Origin of the sequence: Rhizobium sp. RAF36, from assembly GCF_052114105.1 — a bacterium.
Classification (GTDB): domain Bacteria; phylum Pseudomonadota; class Alphaproteobacteria; order Rhizobiales; family Rhizobiaceae; genus Rhizobium.
The window spans coordinates 70,705-88,206 of the sequence record NZ_JBFREC010000008.1; the positions used below are offsets into that span (position 1 = coordinate 70,705).

Consider the following 17,502-nt stretch of genomic DNA (forward strand, 5'->3'; position numbering starts at 1 on the left):
TGATGCCCGAAATGGAGCATCCCGTGCAGCGCGAAGACCTCAAGAACAGCCTCATCGTTTCCTGCCAGCCGGTTCCCGATGGCCCGATGGATGATGCCCGGTTTGTCATCGGTTTTGCAAATGCGGCTGCAGCCGCGGGTGCTGCGGCAGTGCGCATCGAATCCGTCGATTATGTGAAGGCTGCCCGCCCGCATGTCGCCGTGCCGATTATCGGCATCGTCAAGCGCGATCTCGATGGCAGCCCGGTGCGCATCACGCCCTTCATTGCCGATGTCGAGGCGCTTGCCGATGCCGGTGCCGATATCATCGCGTTCGACGCCACGGACCGTATCCGCCCCGCTTCGATCGATGCCCTGATTGCTGCGGCCAAGACCAGGGGCAAGCTGACGATGGCCGACTGTTCCTCGCTCGAGGATGCCAGACGGGCGCTCGCCGCCGGTGTCGATTTCGTCGGGACGACCCTGTCGGGCTATGTCGGCGGACCGGAGCCAATCGAACCCGATATCGCGCTGATTGCTGCCATGCGCGCACTCACCCCCTTCGTGATCGCGGAGGGCCGCATCCGCACGCCGGAACAGGCTGAACAGGCCGCTGCCGCCGGCGCCCTTGCCGTCGTGGTCGGCTCGGCGATCACCCGCACGGAACATGCGACAGCTTGGTTCCATGAGGCCGTAGCGGCCGCATTTTCCGCTCGCGAGGCTAATAGCAGGCCAGTGCTTGCCATCGACATCGGCGGCACCAAGACCATCGCAGCTCTGGTCCAGGGCCGAGAGGTTATAGACCAACGCGTGGTCCCGACGCTGCGCGATCAAGGACCCGACGCCTGGCTTGACGCCATTGCCGCCGAGATTGACGGATGGCGCGGCCAATTCTCGCATGCAGGCATTGCCGTCACCGGTTTCGTCGAGGATGGCTGCTGGTCGGCGATGAACCCGGTGACGCTCGGAATTCCGGACAATTATCCGCTGATTGAACTCTCCGCCGCCCGGCTCGGCACGCCGGTTTCAGCCATTAACGATGCCCAGGCGGCCGCCTGGGGGGAGTACCAGTTCGGTGCGGGCAAGGGAGAGGATATCGTCTTCCTGACTATCTCCACCGGCATCGGCGGCGGTATCGTCGCCAATGGCAAGCTTCTGCCGGGCCTTGCCGGTCATTTCGGCTTGACCCGCATCGCCTCGCATGGGGCCGAGCCTCTTGAAGATACGACCTCGGGCCTCTGGATCGCCGGACAGGCGAAGCGCGCCGGACATGAGGCGGACGCCGTCACGGTCTTTACCGAAGCCGCGGCCGGATCGGCATGGGCGACAGCCATCGTCGAAGAATCCGCCGCCCAGGTCGCGCTGCTCTGCCGGGATATCAAGCTGATGTTCGACCCCCGGCGCATTGTGATCGGCGGCGGCATTGGCCTCGCTCCCGGCTATCTCGATCGGGTGCGCGGTCACGTCGCTGACCTCAGATCAAGGATCAGGCCCGAGCTCGCCGCCGCTGAACTCGGCAGTCACGCAGGCATTATCGGCGTTGCCGACCTTGCGCGGCAGCACCGCTGAAGACCACCGAATGAACAAACCAAACAAAGAAAGGGAACAACGATGAAACTGCAAAAGATAATCGCTCCGGCTCTCGCCGCGCTTCTTGCGAGTGCCGCCCTGCCAGGTCTCGCCAATGCAACGGTGACCGTGCTCGGATGGCCCGGCGGATCGGAAGAAACGGCGCTGCGCGGGACCGTCGACGCCTATAACAAGACCGCTGCCGATGCCGACAAGGTCGAACTGCTGTTCTTCAACCGCGATGGCTTCTACGACAAGCTGCAGGCCGATATGGCAGCCGGTTCGAGCGCCTTCGACATCAACCTCGTCGCCACCTATTCGATCGGCCGTTACGCGCCCTACATGGAGCCGGTCGATCTCGGACCGGATGCCGCCAAGGTCTTCGGTGATTCCGTTCTCAAGACGATGCAGTTCGACGGCAAGCAGTATGGCGTGCCGACCGACCTTTCGCTTCACTTCATGTACTACCGCAAGGACCTGATCGACGCGCTGCTAAAGGACGATGCGGCGAAGAAGACCTATTCCGAGCTCGCCAAGAAGGTTCTCGGCAAGGATCTGCAGCCGAAGGATCCAGACAGCTGGACCTGGGACGACTGGGCGGCGACCGCACTCTACTTCTCGAAGCAGGCCAATCCCGATAGCCCGGTTCGCTATGGCACCGTGCTGCAGATGAAGAACCTGCTCTTCAACATGATGGTCTTCCAGTCCCTGCCGCGATCCTATGGTGGAGACTGGATGGATGCCAGCGGCAATGTGACGGTCGATTCCGACGCCTACAAGACCGGATTGCAGCTCTACAAGACGCTCTATGATGCCGGTGCCTCGCCGAAGGATTCGCTAAGCTACGAATATCCGGAAACCAACGCAGCCTTTGCCGCCGGTCAGGCAGCCACTGCGCTGCAGTGGAACGCCGCGGCCGCCGACCTGACCAATGCCGAGAAGTCTCCGGCTGTGGCCGGCGTTACCGGCATCGTCGCGCCGCCGGCCGGCCCGAACGGCCGCGCCGATCATATCCACGGCCTTGGTCTTGGCATCAACAAGAATGCCAAGAACAAGGAAGGCGCCGTCAAGTTCCTGAAGTGGCTGGCAACAGAAGATGCGGCGTTGACCTATGCCCGCGGCGGCGGTTCGCCGGCATTGACGCCCGAGGTCGTGGCGAAGATCGCTTCGGAGCGGCCAGATCTCGTCAAGCTTGGCGAATTTGCCAGCAAATACGGCTATGTGATGAACGGCGCCACCTCGGCCAATGCACTCTCCGTCTATGAGCTGCAGGCCAAGGAATTCACCGGCTACTGGTCGGGCCAGCAAAGCCTTGAGGACGCGCTTGCCCATACAAAGGCCGGCATGCAGGATCTCCTCAAGAAGTAACCTTGTACCGGATGCCGGGTGAGCCCGGCATCCCTCCCATCCGGCGGACCGCAATGGCTATCGTATCACGTGCCGAAGGCAGGGCTTATCTGGCGCCGCTGATCGGCTTCCTGCTGCTCTTCCTGGGCTTTCCGGCCCTCGTCAATCTGGTCTATTCGGTCTCGACCGTCAGCTTCCAGAACCTGCGCAGCCCCACGATCACGGGCTTCGGGAACTATCTTGCAGTCATCCAGGATCGCGGCTTCTGGCAGGCGACCTTCTTTTCCTTCCGCTTCGGCATGCTGACGGCAATTGCAGAATGTGTGATCGGCCTGTTTCTGGCGATCTTCCTCGCGCCGCTGCTGGCGAAGCGCTCGGCTCTGATGGCCCCGCTGATGCTGCCTCTAATGGTCGCGCCTGCGATGATCGGCCTGATGTACCGGCTCGTGCTGCATGAATTCGCTGGGCCGGTGCCCTACTATCTCTTTCTCTGGTTCGGCGACAGCCCTGCCTTTCTCGACGTCAGCAATGCCTTCAAGACGCTTGTCGTCATCGAAACGCTGCAGTGGACGCCATTCGCCTTTCTGCTCTTCTACGTCGCCTATTCGGCCATTCCGCTCGATGTCCGCGAGGCCGCCGCGCTCGACGGTGCATCGGCCTGGCGCATCCTGTGGTGGATCGACCTGCCGCTGATGATGCCGACGCTGGTCATCGCCTTCTTCATCCGTTTCATCGACGGTTTCCGCGTGTTCGACAATGTCTACGCGCTGACCGGAAGCGGCGCCGGCGGCTCCACCACGTCGCTATCCATCTATATCTATCAGTCCTTCTTCAAGGATGGCTCGATCGGCAAGGCCGTGGCCGCTTCGGTCGTGCTTTTCGTCGCGTCGCTTGCCGTGCTTCACGGCCTGAACTGGCTCGCCGGGCGCCGGAGGAAAGCAACATGATCAATGCTCTTCGCTGGACCGTCTTCGCCATTGCCGCGGCGGCGATGAACTTCCCGATCATCGTAACCCTCGTCACCTCGTTCAAGAGCGCCCGCGAGCTTTCCAGCAATGCCGGCCTGTGGATCAGCGAGCCGACGCTTGCAAACTATGCAAGCATCCTGACGCAGACGGATCGCTTCAACATCTATTCCTACCTGCTGAACAGCACGATCGCCGCTGTGCTCGGAACCGGGCTTGCGATCCTTCTCTGCTTGCCGGCAGCCTATGCGATTGCCCGCAGCGAGGTGGGACGGCGGGTGCTGATGCCGCTGGTGATCAACCTGCGCGCCGTTCCGCTAATCATCTTCGCGATCCCGCTCTACATGATGTATCAGTGGCTGGGTCTCCTCGACACCCAGATCGGCCTTGGCCTGATCCTGACGATCGTCAACATCCCGCTTGCGCTTGTCATGCTGGTCAACGCTATCAATGACGTGCCGCTGGAACTCGACGAGGCGGCACGGATCGACGGCGCCTCGTCGTTTCAGGCGATGGTCAGCGTCATCGCGCCGGTGATCCGTCCAGCGCTCGTCACCGCATTCATCTTCGGGTTCATCACCGCCTGGAACGAATTCCTGTTCGGCCTGATGCTGACGACCAACAAGGCCGTGCCGATGACGGTCGGCGCCTCCTTTTTCTTCGCCGCCAGCGGCGGCGGCGTGCAATGGGGCGTGGCCTCGGCCGTCATGGCGCTTGGCGCGCTCCCGCCCGCCCTGCTCGGCCTTCTCATGTACCGGCAAATCTCCGGCTCAATGACTGCAGGCGCTGTGAAGGGATAGATTGACGGCAGATCCGCGCCGCTTCTATTTTGAAGCAGCGCAGCCCATACCAAGATTTGTGCACGCGCCTAGATTTTCGTAGCGCTCGCTGTGTAGATCTGGTCGATTGTCCTGGCGAGACTGGAATCGAACTCCGCGTCGCTCATCGTTACCCGCAGATCTTCCGTCAGGGCGCGGGAGAAACTGGCGATCATGCCGTGGTTGCGGCTGAGTTTTGCGCAGGCGTCGGCACGGCTGTATCCGCCCGAAAGCGCCACGACCCTGGCGACCGACTTGTGGTCGATGAGCGGCTTGTAGATATCCGCAACCGTCGGGATGGTCAGCTTGATCATGACCCGCTCGCCGGACGGCAGCGCATCCAGCTCGCGGCTGATTTCGTCGAGCAGAATAGCTTCGGCTTCCTGCTTGGTCGGGCTCTTGATAGAGACCTCAGGCTCGATAATCGGCACTAGGCCATAGCCGAGGATCTGCCGGCCGATCGCGAATTGCTGCTTGACGACGGCGGCGATGCCGGCGCGGTCGGCATCGGCGATCACCGAGCGCATCTTCGTGCCGAATATCCCCTTCTTCACGGCGCGCTCGAGCAGCGCATCCAGATCGGGCATCGGCTTCATTACCTGCACACCGTTTTCTTCGGCAGCAAGGCCTTTGTCGACCTTGAGAAACGGCACCACGCCCCGCTCCTCCCAGAGAAACGAAGGAACCGCCTTTCCTCTGGCTTCCCCATCCATGGTCTTCTCGAAGAGGATAGCGCCGATCACCTTATCGCCGGAGAAGGCGGGAGCGGTCATGATCCGGACGCGCATCTCGTGCATGAGGCGGAACATCTCCTCCTCACTGCCATAATCGCTGTCGGCAATGCCGTAGAGACGCAGGGCGCCGGGCGTCGATCCGCCGCTCTGGTCGAGAGCAGCGATGAAACCTGCCTTGCCGGTCATCTGCGACATCATTTCTGCATCTGCCATTGTTCTCTCCCCATCGCGCTGCGTTTCACGCGCGCTTTTTGCTCGATTTCAAACGGCTATTGTCATCGAGACGGCCGAACCGTCCCAATGAGACAACGTCGCATATTTCGCAGCGAGTGCAATCATATCTCTCGAAAAGATGATAAACGATCGCGCCGATACGGAATGCCGGATGACGCGAAGCGGCGCGTCCGGTCTCGATTAGATCCCCCAGCGCATCGCGAATGCCGTCATGCGTGCTCAGCGCGATCAGATCAGAATAATCTATAGAAATTATATTCTATTTCCGGCGCATTGAAGGAACTTTTGTAATTGGAAAGCCCGCGCCCGAGCGGGCATGGTCCCGTCACGTCCGTGCGACCGCCGCACCGCTTGAGGAGATCTGAATGACTTTGTCCGCGCCCGTCACGCCGGATCACAACAGGCTGACCACGCTGGCCGCCAGCCGCTATCGCAACGGCCAGACGCTGTCCGGCCCGTGGAACGAAGCGCTCGAGGCCATCCTGTCTCACCGCAGCGTCCGCGACTATCGTCCGCAGGCGGTTCCAGCTGATGTCATCGATATCGCCGTCGCGGCGGCGCAATCGGCGGCCAGTTCCTCGAACCTGCAGGCCTGGAGCGTGATTGCCGTCGAGGACAAGGATATCAAGGAAAAGCTGAACGCCGTCGCCGGCAATCAGCGGCAGATTACGCAAGCGCCACTTCTCCTGGTCTGGCTTGCCGATCTTGCCCGGCCGCGCAGCATCGCGGAAGAGCAGGACGGCCCCGCCGAAGGTCTCGACTATGTCGAAAGTTTTCTGCTCGGGGTCATCGATGCCGCCCTCGCCGCACAAAATGCCGTCGTGGCGTTGGAATCTCTCGGCTTCGGCACCTGTTATATCGGCGCCATCCGCAACGATCCCGAAGCCGTATCACAGGCGCTCGGACTGCCTGACGGGGTGTTCCCGGTTTTCGGCCTGACCGTCGGCTATCCTGATCCCGCCCGTCCTGCGGATGTCAAACCACGTCTCGCCCAGGCGGCGGTCGTTCATCGCAACCGCTACGACCCGTCCGCGCATCGGGCCCTTCTTGGCGACTACAATCAGGCGCTCTCAACATTCCAGGCGGAACAGTCCATGCCGAGGATCGACTGGACCGAGCAGGTCGGAAAGCGCATCGGCACTGTCGCTGCGCTCAATGGCAGGCACGTGCTGAAGGGCGTCATTCGCAAGCTCGGCTTTCCGCTCAAATAAGCCGCGCCCCCCGGCATCCGATACAATCACTCAGATCGACAAGCAGGCAGACGCATGACCGATAGTTCCGAATTCCTCTGGTACATCCCCAACGATGTCACAGCCGGTCACCGCGGCGACAGCGCGACCGTCAATCACAACAGTCTGGAGACGCTGACGGAACACGCCCGCGCGCTTGAAGATCGCGGCTGGAAGGGTGCGCTGATCGGTACCGGCTGGGGGCGGCCGGACACGTTCACCGTCGCCGCGGCGCTGACGGCACGCACGGCGACCTTCGAACCGCTGATCGCCATCCGCCCCGGCTACTGGCGCCCGGCGAATTTCGCCTCGGCTGCCGCAACGCTCGATCACCTGAGCGGCGGGCGCGTCCGCGTCAATATCGTCTCCGGCCAGGACAATCTTGCGGCCTACGGCGACAGCGAGGGCGATCAGACGCACCGCTATGCCCGCACGAAGGAATTCATGCGCCTCGTCCGCCGCCTGTGGACCGAAGAGAACGTCACCTCTTCCGGCGAACATTTCAGTGTCGATGGCTCGACCGTTCAGCCGCGCATTGCAGAGCGCGCCGGGCGCCGCCATCCCAAGCTCTATTTCGGCGGCGCCTCCGAGGCCGCCGAAAAGGTAGCGGCGACCGAGGCCGACGTCCAGCTTTTCTGGGGCGAACCGCTCGACGGCGTGAAGGAGCGCATCGAAAGGCTGAAGGCGCTGAGCCGCGGCCTCGACCGCGATCTCGCACCGCTGGAATTCGGCCTGAGGATCACGACCCTCGTCAGGGATACGCGGGAGGAAGCCTGGGCGGATGCCGAAAAGAAGGTTGCCGAAATGGCGGCCGGCCAGAGCGGCAACTGGCAGGACCATCGCCGCACCATCGCCGTCGGCCAGCGCCGCCTGCTAGAGCTCCATGAACGTGGCGATGTGCTCGATGACAATCTCTACACCGCGCCGGGCAAATTCGGCGGCGGCGGCGCGGGTACGACCTGGCTCGTCGGCTCAGCCGAAGACGTCGCCGCCTCGCTACGCAAATACGAGGCACTCGGCATCACGCATTTCGTGCTCTCGGACACACCTTATCTCGGAGAGATCAAGCGCCAGGGAGACAAGCTTCTGCCGCTGCTGAAGCGGTAGAAGCAGTCCAATTGCGAACGGCGAGCAGGCAAGGCCAGAGGACAATATGGATAGAGTCGACCGCAAGATTTTGGCGCAGCTGCAGAACAATGCAGACATTCCCGGCCCGGAGCTGGCAAAGGCCGTCGGCATATCGACCACGCCCTGCTGGCGCCGGGTGCAGAAGCTCGAGGAAGAAAAGATCATCCGCCGCAGGGTGGCGCTTCTCGATGCGGCAAAGATCAACGCTGCGGTGACGGTCTTCGTCTCCATTCGCGTCAGGAGCCACTCTCCCGAGTGGCTGCGCCGGTTTTCCGAGGTGGTGGCGAGTTTCCCGGAAGTGGTCGAATTCTACCGCATGAGCGGCGATGTCGATTATCTGATGCGCGTCGTCGTGCCCGATGTGGCGGGCTATGACGCCTTCTACAAGCGGCTGGTGGCCAAGGTCGAGATCGGCGATGTCAGCTCGCGCTTTGCCATGCAGGAACTGAAATTCACCACCGAGCTTCCATTGTCCTACCTGCCGGTTGCCAATCCGAAGGCATCACGCGGGCGCTGAGTGGGCGCCCGTAGCAGGAGATGCGACTGCCGCGGCAACTTCGGACGCAACCGCGCGTGCTTGGACGCGGATATCGGGAACGGCGGTGATTTCCCAGAACTGCCCGGCCGTCAACGCGCCGACAGCATAGACTTGCGCATTGACGGCGACGTCTCCGATCACCTTCGAACCATGGTCGACGGCGATGCCGAGTCCCTGCGGATCGGCTTTGATGAGGCCCTGGCGCTTCATCTCCGCAAGCAGGGGAGAATGCGAGATCCCTGCCCTCTCGACGCCGGTGCAATTGATCAGCCAACCGGTGTCGAGGCTCTCGATATTCTGAGTCCCCTTCGGCCGGTAGCTGACAGCAAGGCCGCCTTCGCGCTCGGTCACACCCGAAAGAAACCCGGCATGGACGGCGACTTGACCGCTCGTGAGCAACTGTTGGAACCTCGCATGGACATCGGGCGCCACGCGATGGCGGTGAATGTTCCACCATGGCAGCGCGTGACGGAGGAAACGGCTGCGCTCGGAGGCCGGCAAGCGAGCCCACAGAGCCTGGGTGTGTGGGCGCAACCGGTCCATGACCGAGCGCCAATCACCAGCAACCCGGCTTTCCCTGCGCAGACGATGGAGAAGCGCGCTCATCGTTGCAGGCAGGGTCGCGGGATCGAAATCGGCCGGCGGCTTCGGCGTTTTCGCGTGGCCGTGCGGAACGACGCCGCGTCTTGATAGAACGTCGATCTTGCCGCGGAAACCGCGGGCGTGGAGGGCTAGAACCTGGTCGATCATCGTCAGCCCGGAGCCAAGTATGCACACACGGTCATTAAGGCCGACCCGCCTCAGCCAGGACAGCCGCCACGGATTCTCGATCACCCTTTCCTTCGCCTCTCCGGACAAGCCGGAAATCTTCACGGGCAGCGGTGCATTGCCGACACCAAGACACAGCACAACGTTGCGCCCGGCAATCTCGCCGCCATTGTCGAGCAGAAAGCCGAGCGTCGCATTGTAGCGCTCGACGCAACCCGTCGCCTTGGCCCTGATGAAATCGACCTTGCATCGCGAGTGCTTGCTGCGCAGCAGGGCCGCAAGACTGTCGCGAACATAGAGGCCATAGTCCTGACGGGAGGCAAAGTCGCCTTCCCGGAGCGGCCGCTTTCGCTCCGTAAGCCATTCGACGAACCCGTCCGGCCTGTCGGGAAACAGGCTCATGCGGCCCGCAGGCACGTTCAACCGGTGAAGATAGAGTTCGGAGCGATAGGCCGTTCCGCGGCCGAAACCCGGATCATCGCCGATAACGGCAACCGTCGCCGTTACTGGAAGAAGCTCGATGAGGTTGCAGAGCGTTGCTATGGCCGAAAAACCGGATCCCACCAGTACCGCGTCGTAGATCATTCAAATCCCTCAAATGCCAAGAGCAAACGCATCCGGTGCAGATCGGGTTCCGGTAGAATTGGGCGCAGCCGGCCCAGGATCAAAGGTAACGGCTTTTCGGCCGCGGCAGCCCGAGATGATCGCGCAGCGTAGCGCCTTCATATTCCGAGCGGAATAGCCCGCGGCGCTGCAACTCGGGAACGAGGCGCTCGACAACGTCATCGAGCCCCTGCGGCAGATAGGGGAAGACGACATTGAAACCGTCGGATCCGCGGCTTTGCAACCATTCCGCCATCTCGTCTGCGATTGTCGCCGGCGTTCCGACAAAGGCGAGGCCTGAATAGCCGCCGTAGCGCTGCGCCAGCTGGCGAACGGTCAGCTGCTCCTGGCGGGCGAGCCTGATCACCTGCTCGCGGCCGCTCTTGCTGGCATTCGTTTCCGGCACATCCGGAAGCGGCTGGTCGGGATCGAATTTCGACGCGTCATGACCAAGGGCGATGGAAAGCGAGGCGATCGCGCTGTCGTAGTGAACCAGGCTGTCGAGATCCGCCCGTTTCGCCTTCGCCTCTTCGATCGTGTCCGCGATCACCACGAATGCCGCCGGCAGGATCTTCAGGTGCCCCGGGTCGCGCCCAAGCGTGGCCATCCGCCCTTTGATATCGGCATAGAGCGCCTGTCCGGTGGCAAGATCGCGCGGCGCGCAGAAAACCACTTCGGCGGTCTCAGCGGCAAGCTGGCGGCCGGGCTCGGATTGTCCGGCCTGGACGATCACAGGCCAGCCCTGCGGCGGCCTAGCGATGTTGAGCGGGCCTCGCACCGAAAGTTCGGGGCCTTTGTGATTGAGGACATGCATTTTGGCGAGATCGAAATATTCGCCGCTTTTGACGTCGCGAATGAAGGCATCGTCCTCGAAACTGTCCCACAAGCCGGTAACGACGTCGTAGAACTCGCGGGCGCGTTCATAGCGCTCACCATGGGCGACGTGCTCCTCGAGCCCGAAATTGAGGGCGGCATCCGGATTGGCCGTCGTGACGATGTTCCAGCCGGCGCGGCCGGCACTGATATGATCAAGCGAGGCGAAGCGTCGCGCCACGTGATAGGGCTCGTCGAATGTCGTCGAGGCGGTGGCGACAAGGCCGATGCGGCTCGTCAGCGCCGCAAGCGCCGAGAGCAAGGTGAAAGGCTCGAAGGACGTCACCGTATGGCTGCGTTTCAAAGCCTCCTCGGGCATATTCAAGACCGCGAGGTGGTCGGCCATGAAAAACGCATCGAACTTCGCGGCCTCGAGCTTCTGGGCGAAGGAGACGATATGCCCGAAGTTGAAATTGGCGTCCGGATAGGAGCCCGGATAACGCCAGGCTCCGGTGTGGAGGCTGACGGGGCGCATGAAGGCGCCGAGGTGAAGCTGTTTCTCAGTCAATGAACCTGACCATGATTGCGGACGGCTGAACGGGTTGCGGCTAGAAGAATTTGGCGACGGCGCGAGGCTGGTTCAAGAGGCGTTTCGCACCGCTTCCCCTTCTATCGGATGGCAACGCAAATGCGCTCAGAACGCCAGCCGTCAGGGTCTTTCACCCTCGAAATGCCTTTCAAGGAACGGCAGATTGTCCTGACCCCAATAGGTCTCGCCGTCATAGATGAATGTCGGGAAGCCGAAGACGCCGCTGTTTCGGGCGCGCTCCCGGTCGCGGCTCCATTTCTTCTGAACGTCGTCATCGCCTTGGCGCTTCAACAGTGCCTCGCCGTCAAAGCCGACTCTGGTGACCACTTCGGCGCGGACCTCAGGTTTGCCGATATCGCGTGCGTCGGCCCAATAGGCCGCCTGCAGGGCGCGGGTGACGCCGACCCAGTCCTTCCCGTCGAGATAGGCAGCGATCACCAGAAAGGAGGCAGGTGTGGGATCGCCGAGTTCCGGGCGCTTGTCCAGCCAGATCTCCTTGCCGCGCACCGTTGCCCAGCGCTTCAGGTCTCTCATCCAGTAGGCGCGGCGGATTTCCGGCCGGTTGCGCGAGAAGATGCCGCCGTTTTCTTCGATGACAGTGGTCAGGAATGGCTCGATCTCGACCTCATGCCGCTTGGCGATATCGATGAAGGCATCGAGGCCGATATAGGACCAGGGAGAACCGATGGAGAAGAAATACTCGAGGGATTTGGTCATTGCTAATATCCTGATTTCAAAGATCTCACGTCATCGGCGGGCGGCGATAATGGCCGAAGCGCAGGGGCGCGCCAACCGAGTTCGGGACCGATCACCGTCACGAAGTCGTGTAGGATCTGCCGGTAATCCTCGTCGATGAATTCATAAGGAAGTTCCAGACGGAATTCCTCCACATGCGGCAGGATAGGATCGGCGTGCAGCGCCTCCAGAATTTGGTCCGCAGCCCCGACAAGATCGCGGGCAAAGAGAGTGCGCCGTTCTCCTTGCGGCGAGAGCGTCCGTTCGTGACGGCCCGCGGCATAGGCGGCGTAGCGCTTGCGCGTCGCCGCGCTGGCACTGTCGAAGGGAACGATCACCCTTCCGAGCGCCACCCGTCGGCCGGCGCCGCCGGACGTTTTGTAGCGCTCAAGCTGCCGTCCCTGAGCGACGAAGAACGCATCGGCCTCCTCCCCCGTCGTCACATTGCCGATCAGAAGGTTGAAGCCGTTCTGCGCCGCCCAGGCTGCCGAGCGAAGCGACCCTCCACCATACCAGATGCGGTCGATCAGTCCCTTCGCATGGGGATTGAGCCGCGGACGCTGCGGACCGAACGGCGTCTTGATGCGCGTCTCTTCGTCCCCGAGATAGCTGCCCTTCAGATTGTCAGCGAACCTCAATACGCGGGCATGCGAGAAATCGTGGCTTTCCCAGTCACCGTCGAAGGCAAGAGGCCCGATCAGATCGGCATGAAGCGGCCGTCCGGCGCTCAGGCCGACATTGAGCCGCCCCCTGGAGAGCACATCGACGGTCGAGAGATCTTCGGCCAGCCGGTAGGGACTTTCGTAGCCGATCGGGATGACGGCCGTGCCGAGCTCTATTCGGCTGGTGCGCTGGGTGGCCGCAGCGAGAAAGGCGGTTGCCGAGGAAATTCCCGGCTCCAGGTGTCTCTGCCTGACCCAGGCGCTGTTGAAGCCGAGTTCTTCGCCATGCTTGAGAAGCTGAAGGGTCTCTTCGAGCCCGCGATGGGGATCGTCTTCGGGGTAGTTTCCGGGCGTCAGGAAACCGACATGTTTTATCGCGATGGAATTGCTGGTCATCTCTGGAACTCAGAATTTCGGCAAGCCGGGCGGGTTCGTCTCGGATGCGGGCAATGCTTCCTCCGACAGATGCCAGTGATCGAGGATCTTGGCATAGGTGCCATCCTTGATCAGACCGTTCGTGGAGATCGTCAGCGTGTCGGCGATACCGCTGCCCTTGCGCGTGGTGATCGCGACATCGGAGCGATCGGGCCAGCCGGCGCTCAGCGTTCCCACCCGCTTGATGTTCTTGTCGCGCGCCGCGATGAACACGAGCTGCGCATGTGGCTGAACGATGACGTCGGCCCGGCCGGACTGCAGCGCCAGCAGACTTGCCGCCTCATCATCGAAATAGAGAAGCTCGATCGGCTTCAGACCGGCAGCGGTGTCCTCGTCGCTCCATTTCAGCAGTATCCGCTCCTGGTTGGTGCCGGCACCAACGATGATCCGGAGACCCGCAGCGTCCTTCGGCTCCTTGATGGAGGTGATGGCGCTGTCGCCCTTGACGAAGAAGCCGTGCAGCCCCTTGCGGTAGGTGGAGAAATCGAACTTCTCCTTTCGCTGCTCGGTAACCCCGACATTGGAAATCACCGCATCATATTTTCCCGAGACGAGGCCGAGCGGCCAGTCGATCCAGGCAACCGGAACGATCTCCAGTTCCAGCCCGAGGCTTTCGGCAATGGCACCGGCATATTCAGGATCGGCGCCGACGACCGTTTTCGCATCGGTGGCATAAGTCGCGAGCGGCGGTCCACCGGGGCTGATCGCAACGGTAAATTTGCCTGGCGTCACGAAGGGAAAATTCTTCGGGATCGAGGCGATCGCGGCCTCGTTCTTCACCGCATGAACGCGGGCCGGTTGCTCGGGGCTTAGATCGAATTCGTCGCCGGCATGCGCAGTGGCGAAGCCTGACAGCATCATTGCGCTCAAGAGCAGCGCCGGGCGCCAGGAAGCAAAAGACATCATTTCAAATCTCCTGAAATCAAACGTGCGGACCGGCTCGCATCCCTCGCGCCGGTCCGCTCAACCAGCCTTAGGAACCGCTCTTCGGCAGGCCTGGCGGGTTGGTCTTCGATTCCGCCGTCGCCTCGGATGTCAGGTTCCAGCGCTTCAGCACTTCGCCGTATTTTCCGTTCTTGATTAGGTCGTTGAGAGCGAGTGTCACCGCATCGGCCAAGCCGGCGCCCTTCTTCGTCGTCACCGCGATCTCGGCCGCGACGGGCCAGCCACCGCTCACGGTACCGACCAGCTTGGTCGAGCCGTTGATGGAGGCGCTGTAGGCAAGCGTGGCATTCGGGTTGAACTCGACATCGGCGCGGCCGGACTGGATAGCGAGGTCGGCGGCGGCGCGGTCGTCGTAGTACTGCACCTCGATCGGCTTCAGACCAGCCGCGACGTTTTCACGATCCCATTCGAGGATGATCTTCTCCTGGTTGGTACCAGCACCGGTGATGACCTTCAGGCCTGCGACATCCTTCGGCTCCTTGATCGCGCTGATCTTGCTGTCGGCCTTCACGTAGAAGCCGAGCACGTCATTGCGGTAGGTGGAGAAGTCGAACTTCTCCTTGCGTTCCTCCGTCACCGTGACATTGGAGATGACGGCATCATATTTGCCGGAGGAGACGCCGAGCGGCCAGTCCTCCCAGGCGACAGGGACGAGATCGAGCTCGAGGCCGAAGGAATCGGCGAGAAGCTGGGCGATCTCGGGATCGGTACCGACGACGGTCTTCGCATCCGTTGCGTAGGTCGCGACCGGCGGATCCCAGGGGTTGATGGCGACGGTGAACTTGCCCTTCTGGACGAACTTGAAGGACGGAGAGATCGCCTTGATCGCGGCTTCGTCCTTTTCGGCGCGGATGCGGTTCGAGGTATCCGGGCTCAAGTTGAACTTCTCGGCCGCCTGTGCCGAGCCGAGCCCCAAGGTCGCCGCCGCAACGGCGCCGGCTAGCAGGCGGATTGCACTATTTCTGAATGTCATGACCCTACTCCATTTCTTCTTTAGATTGCGGGTGTTGGCATGCGATCCGGACGCCCGTCGCGGCCGGAATTTCTTTTCCTGCTGAAAGCTCAAAGCACCTTGGCGAGAAACTCTCTGGTGCGGGAATGTTCGGCCCGGGTGAAGATCTTCGACGGTGGGCCAGATTCGAGGATCCTGCCGCCGTCCATGAAGACGACAGTATCGGCAATCTCGCGGGCAAAGCCGACCTCGTGCGTCACCACGACAAGCGTCGTCCCAGTCCGGGCAAGCTCCTTGATGACATCGAGCACTTCACCGACCAGTTCCGGATCGAGCGCCGATGTCGGCTCGTCGAACAGCAGAACCTTGGGCCGTAGTGCCAGCGCCCGGGCAATCGCCACGCGCTGTTGCTGGCCGCCCGAGAGCTGGCGGGGATAGGCATTGATCTTGTCAGCAAGCCCGACCCTGGCGAGCAGCTCCTGAGCAAGCTGAACGGCTTCCTCGCGCTTGGCACCGCGCACCTGGATCGGCGCCTCGATCAGATTCTCAAGCACGGTCAGATGCGGGAAGAGATTGAAGCTCTGGAACACCATGCCGATATCGGCGCGCCGCCTCAGGATCTCCTTTTCCTTCAGCTCATAGAGCAGGTTGCCCTTCTGCTCGTAGCCGACGAGTTCGCCATCGACGGCAATGAAGCCCGCATCGACGCGCTCCAGATGATTGATCGAGCGCAACAGCGTCGATTTACCGGAACCTGAGGGTCCAAGGATTGCCGTCACGCTGCCGGCTGGCAGATTGAGATCGACGCCGTCCAGCACCTTCAGCGAGCCGAAGCTTTTCGAAATTTTCTGGATGCTGATTGCCCCGCCGGCGCGCAGAACCGCAGCATCGGCCAACCCCGCATGGGCAACCGTCGTTTCAGATATAAATTCAGCGGCCGCCGGCTGGTGGGTGAAGCGGGAGAAAAAGGCCTGGAAGGGCAAGGGCTTCGGATTGCGCAGGGCGCCCTTCGAATAATGCCGTTCGATATAGTGCTGAGCGATCGACAGCACGGTCATGATGACTAGATACCATGCGGTGGCGACCATCAGCAGCGGAATGACTTCCAGATTGCGCCGGTAGATGACTTGCACCGTGTAGAAGAGTTCCGGCAGGGCGAGCACGTAGACCATCGAGGTGGCCTTCGCGAGACCGATCACCTCGTTGAAGCCTGTCGGCAGGATCGAGCGCATGGCCTGCGGCAGGATGATGCGGAAGGCCTGGCGGCGATGCGAGAGGCCGAGAGAAGCGGCCGCCTCGAGCTGCCCCTGGTCCACCGAGAGAATGCCGCCGCGCACAATTTCAGCGAAGAAAGCCGACTGGTTCAGCGTCAACCCAAGAAAGGCTGCGGCGAACGGCGTCAGAAGCTGCGTCGTCGGATAGCTCGCAAAGACCGTGTCGGTAAAGGGAATGCCGATCGTAATAGTTTCATAGAGATAGCCGAGGTTATTGAGAACCAGCAGCAGGACGATGACGGGGATCGAGCGCAGCAGCCAGATATAGCCCCAGGAGAGACCGGACAGCAGCGGCGACCGGGAAACACGCGCCAGCGCAAGTGCCGTTCCGAGGATGGAGCCGGAGATGGTGGCGAGCGCCGTCAGAAGCAGGGTGCGGCCGAGGCCGGCCAGCACCGGTTCTGCGAAGAACCATTCGGCAAAGACGTTCCAGCCCCAGCGCGGGTTCGTGGATGTCGAATAGATGATGGCCGCGATGACGACGGCGGCAAAGACCGTGCCCGCAAAACGCGCCGGGTGGCGCGCCGGAACGATCCTGTAGCGCGCATAGTCGGAGGTTTCCGCCGCTCTGTGCTCGTGCTTTGCGATACCCGCAAATTCGCTTGTCAGCGCCATGCCCTGCTCCTTCTCAAATCAAAGATTGGCGACCGCACGAAGCGGCGTTGCGTCGATATCTGCTGCCGGCGCTGCGACGCCTGAAGCGATCGCCTTTTCGAAAGGCAGCGTCTTGTAGAATTCGGGATCGACATTGATGTCGAACAGCGCCGTGTAGCCGTTGCTCAGATAGAGACCGACGGCTTCCGGCTGTCTGAACCCGGTCGTCAGATAGACGCGCCGGTAGCCCTGGCGGGCCGCCTGCAGCTCAAGCTCGACGAGAACCTTTCGCGCCAGCCCCTGGCGGCGCAGGTCGGAGCGGGTCCAGATGCGCTTGAACTCAGCGGTCCGCTCGTCGTAGCGCTTGAAGGCGCCGCCGCCGATCGTCACACCATCGCGGATCAAGAGCACGAAGTTACCGTCCGGCGGCGCGAAGGCTTCCGGCGGATAGCGGTTGAGCTCGGCCGCCGCACCCTTCTCATCGAAGTAGCTGCCGTAGCGGCTGTCATATTCATGAATGAGCTCGTCGATCAGCGGTTTGGCCTGCGGATCCAGCGGCGTTGTGTAGAGAAACGTGTCGCTCATGTCGTCG

The 17,502-nt window shown here is 62.0% G+C and carries 16 protein-coding genes; 7 read left to right on the forward strand and 9 right to left on the reverse strand.

Going from position 1 to position 17,502, the window contains the following annotated elements; all coding sequences use genetic code 11:
* Positions 1-2 precede the first annotated feature (2 nt).
* From AB4Z25_RS23665 to AB4Z25_RS23680, 4 genes are read left to right on the forward strand one after another with little or no spacing between them, the layout of a single operon-like run.
* Positions 3-1,547 carry a putative N-acetylmannosamine-6-phosphate 2-epimerase gene (locus AB4Z25_RS23665; RefSeq protein WP_442209433.1) on the forward strand — a complete coding sequence of 515 codons (1,545 nt, stop codon included), beginning with the start codon at positions 3-5 and terminating at the stop codon, positions 1,545-1,547.
* A gap of 42 nt (positions 1,548-1,589) precedes the next feature.
* Positions 1,590-2,915 carry an extracellular solute-binding protein gene (locus AB4Z25_RS23670; RefSeq protein ID WP_442209435.1) on the forward strand — a complete coding sequence of 442 codons (1,326 nt, stop codon included), beginning with the start codon at positions 1,590-1,592 and terminating at the stop codon, positions 2,913-2,915.
* Positions 2,916-2,968: 53 nt separating this feature from the next.
* Complete coding sequence (locus AB4Z25_RS23675; protein ID WP_442209437.1) at positions 2,969-3,841, forward strand: carbohydrate ABC transporter permease; 873 nt, start codon at positions 2,969-2,971, stop codon at positions 3,839-3,841.
* A complete protein-coding gene (locus AB4Z25_RS23680) occupies positions 3,838-4,659 on the forward strand; it encodes a carbohydrate ABC transporter permease (protein WP_442209439.1) in 822 nt (273 codons plus the stop codon). Before AB4Z25_RS23675 ends, AB4Z25_RS23680 begins: the two co-directional genes overlap by 4 nt.
* A 68-nt stretch (positions 4,660-4,727) precedes the next feature.
* Here AB4Z25_RS23680 and AB4Z25_RS23685 read toward each other — a convergent pair whose 3' ends face one another.
* Positions 4,728-5,624, reverse strand: coding sequence for a fructose bisphosphate aldolase (locus AB4Z25_RS23685; RefSeq protein ID WP_442209440.1), 897 nt, complete (start codon positions 5,622-5,624; stop codon positions 4,728-4,730).
* 386 nt (positions 5,625-6,010) lie between these two features.
* Here AB4Z25_RS23685 and AB4Z25_RS23690 point away from each other — a divergent pair, with 386 nt between their 5' ends.
* From AB4Z25_RS23690 to AB4Z25_RS23700, 3 genes are read left to right on the forward strand one after another with little or no spacing between them, the layout of a single operon-like run.
* A complete protein-coding gene (locus tag AB4Z25_RS23690) occupies positions 6,011-6,856 on the forward strand; it encodes an NADPH-dependent oxidoreductase (RefSeq protein WP_442209442.1) in 846 nt (281 codons plus the stop codon).
* A gap of 54 nt (positions 6,857-6,910) precedes the next feature.
* Positions 6,911-7,981 carry an LLM class flavin-dependent oxidoreductase gene (locus tag AB4Z25_RS23695; RefSeq protein WP_442209444.1) on the forward strand — a complete coding sequence of 357 codons (1,071 nt, stop codon included), beginning with the start codon at positions 6,911-6,913 and terminating at the stop codon, positions 7,979-7,981.
* Positions 7,982-8,027: 46 nt separating this feature from the next.
* On the forward strand, positions 8,028-8,519 hold the full coding sequence (locus AB4Z25_RS23700) for an Lrp/AsnC family transcriptional regulator (RefSeq protein ID WP_112389936.1): 492 nt from the start codon (positions 8,028-8,030) through the stop codon (positions 8,517-8,519).
* Here the strand turns inward: AB4Z25_RS23700 and AB4Z25_RS23705 are convergent.
* The 8 genes from AB4Z25_RS23705 to AB4Z25_RS23740 form a co-directional block, all read right to left on the reverse strand.
* On the reverse strand, positions 8,505-9,893 hold the full coding sequence (locus AB4Z25_RS23705) for an FAD/NAD(P)-binding protein (RefSeq protein ID WP_442209445.1): 1,389 nt from the start codon (positions 9,891-9,893) through the stop codon (positions 8,505-8,507). The genes AB4Z25_RS23700 and AB4Z25_RS23705 overlap by 15 nt on opposite strands.
* A 79-nt stretch (positions 9,894-9,972) precedes the next feature.
* Positions 9,973-11,292 (reverse strand): LLM class flavin-dependent oxidoreductase, encoded by a 1,320-nt coding sequence (locus tag AB4Z25_RS23710; protein WP_442209447.1) that lies wholly within the window; start codon positions 11,290-11,292, stop codon positions 9,973-9,975.
* 141 nt (positions 11,293-11,433) lie between these two features.
* Positions 11,434-12,030 carry a 2-hydroxychromene-2-carboxylate isomerase gene (locus AB4Z25_RS23715; RefSeq protein ID WP_442209449.1) on the reverse strand — a complete coding sequence of 199 codons (597 nt, stop codon included), beginning with the start codon at positions 12,028-12,030 and terminating at the stop codon, positions 11,434-11,436.
* A 2-nt stretch (positions 12,031-12,032) separates the two neighbouring features.
* Positions 12,033-13,106: an LLM class flavin-dependent oxidoreductase gene (locus AB4Z25_RS23720; RefSeq protein ID WP_442209451.1), complete on the reverse strand. Its 1,074-nt coding sequence runs from the start codon at positions 13,104-13,106 to the stop codon at positions 12,033-12,035.
* 9 nt (positions 13,107-13,115) lie between these two features.
* Positions 13,116-14,006, reverse strand: a complete 891-nt coding sequence (locus AB4Z25_RS23725) for an ABC transporter substrate-binding protein (RefSeq protein ID WP_442209655.1) — start codon at positions 14,004-14,006, stop codon at positions 13,116-13,118.
* Positions 14,007-14,118: 112 nt separating this feature from the next.
* Positions 14,119-15,063 (reverse strand): ABC transporter substrate-binding protein, encoded by a 945-nt coding sequence (locus AB4Z25_RS23730; protein ID WP_442209453.1) that lies wholly within the window; start codon positions 15,061-15,063, stop codon positions 14,119-14,121.
* Positions 15,064-15,152: 89 nt separating this feature from the next.
* Positions 15,153-16,931, reverse strand: coding sequence for an amino acid ABC transporter permease/ATP-binding protein (locus AB4Z25_RS23735; RefSeq protein ID WP_442209455.1), 1,779 nt, complete (start codon positions 16,929-16,931; stop codon positions 15,153-15,155).
* An 18-nt stretch (positions 16,932-16,949) separates the two neighbouring features.
* A complete protein-coding gene (locus AB4Z25_RS23740) occupies positions 16,950-17,495 on the reverse strand; it encodes a GNAT family N-acetyltransferase (RefSeq protein ID WP_442209457.1) in 546 nt (181 codons plus the stop codon).
* Positions 17,496-17,502 lie beyond the last annotated feature (7 nt).

What these genes read in the sequence shown, in the direction of transcription:
- AB4Z25_RS23670 (WP_442209435.1), top strand. Translation starts at nt 1,590, where the DNA reads ATGAAACTGCAAAAGATAATCGCTCCGGCTCTCGCCGCGCTTCTTGCG.
- AB4Z25_RS23675 (WP_442209437.1), top strand. Translation starts at nt 2,969, where the DNA reads ATGGCTATCGTATCACGTGCCGAAGGCAGGGCTTATCTGGCGCCGCTG.
- AB4Z25_RS23695 (WP_442209444.1), top strand. Translation starts at nt 6,911, where the DNA reads ATGACCGATAGTTCCGAATTCCTCTGGTACATCCCCAACGATGTCACA.
- AB4Z25_RS23705 (WP_442209445.1), bottom strand. Translation starts at nt 9,893, where the DNA reads ATGATCTACGACGCGGTACTGGTGGGATCCGGTTTTTCGGCCATAGCA.
- AB4Z25_RS23735 (WP_442209455.1), bottom strand. Translation starts at nt 16,931, where the DNA reads ATGGCGCTGACAAGCGAATTTGCGGGTATCGCAAAGCACGAGCACAGA.
- AB4Z25_RS23665 (WP_442209433.1), top strand. Translation starts at nt 3, where the DNA reads ATGCCCGAAATGGAGCATCCCGTGCAGCGCGAAGACCTCAAGAACAGC.
- AB4Z25_RS23730 (WP_442209453.1), bottom strand. Translation starts at nt 15,063, where the DNA reads ATGACATTCAGAAATAGTGCAATCCGCCTGCTAGCCGGCGCCGTTGCG.
- AB4Z25_RS23720 (WP_442209451.1), bottom strand. Translation starts at nt 13,106, where the DNA reads ATGACCAGCAATTCCATCGCGATAAAACATGTCGGTTTCCTGACGCCC.
- AB4Z25_RS23680 (WP_442209439.1), top strand. Translation starts at nt 3,838, where the DNA reads ATGATCAATGCTCTTCGCTGGACCGTCTTCGCCATTGCCGCGGCGGCG.
- AB4Z25_RS23700 (WP_112389936.1), top strand. Translation starts at nt 8,028, where the DNA reads ATGGATAGAGTCGACCGCAAGATTTTGGCGCAGCTGCAGAACAATGCA.
- AB4Z25_RS23740 (WP_442209457.1), bottom strand. Translation starts at nt 17,495, where the DNA reads ATGAGCGACACGTTTCTCTACACAACGCCGCTGGATCCGCAGGCCAAA.
- AB4Z25_RS23725 (WP_442209655.1), bottom strand. Translation starts at nt 14,006, where the DNA reads ATGATGCTGTCAGGCTTCGCCACTGCGCATGCCGGCGACGAATTCGAT.
- AB4Z25_RS23690 (WP_442209442.1), top strand. Translation starts at nt 6,011, where the DNA reads ATGACTTTGTCCGCGCCCGTCACGCCGGATCACAACAGGCTGACCACG.
- AB4Z25_RS23685 (WP_442209440.1), bottom strand. Translation starts at nt 5,624, where the DNA reads ATGGCAGATGCAGAAATGATGTCGCAGATGACCGGCAAGGCAGGTTTC.
- AB4Z25_RS23715 (WP_442209449.1), bottom strand. Translation starts at nt 12,030, where the DNA reads ATGACCAAATCCCTCGAGTATTTCTTCTCCATCGGTTCTCCCTGGTCC.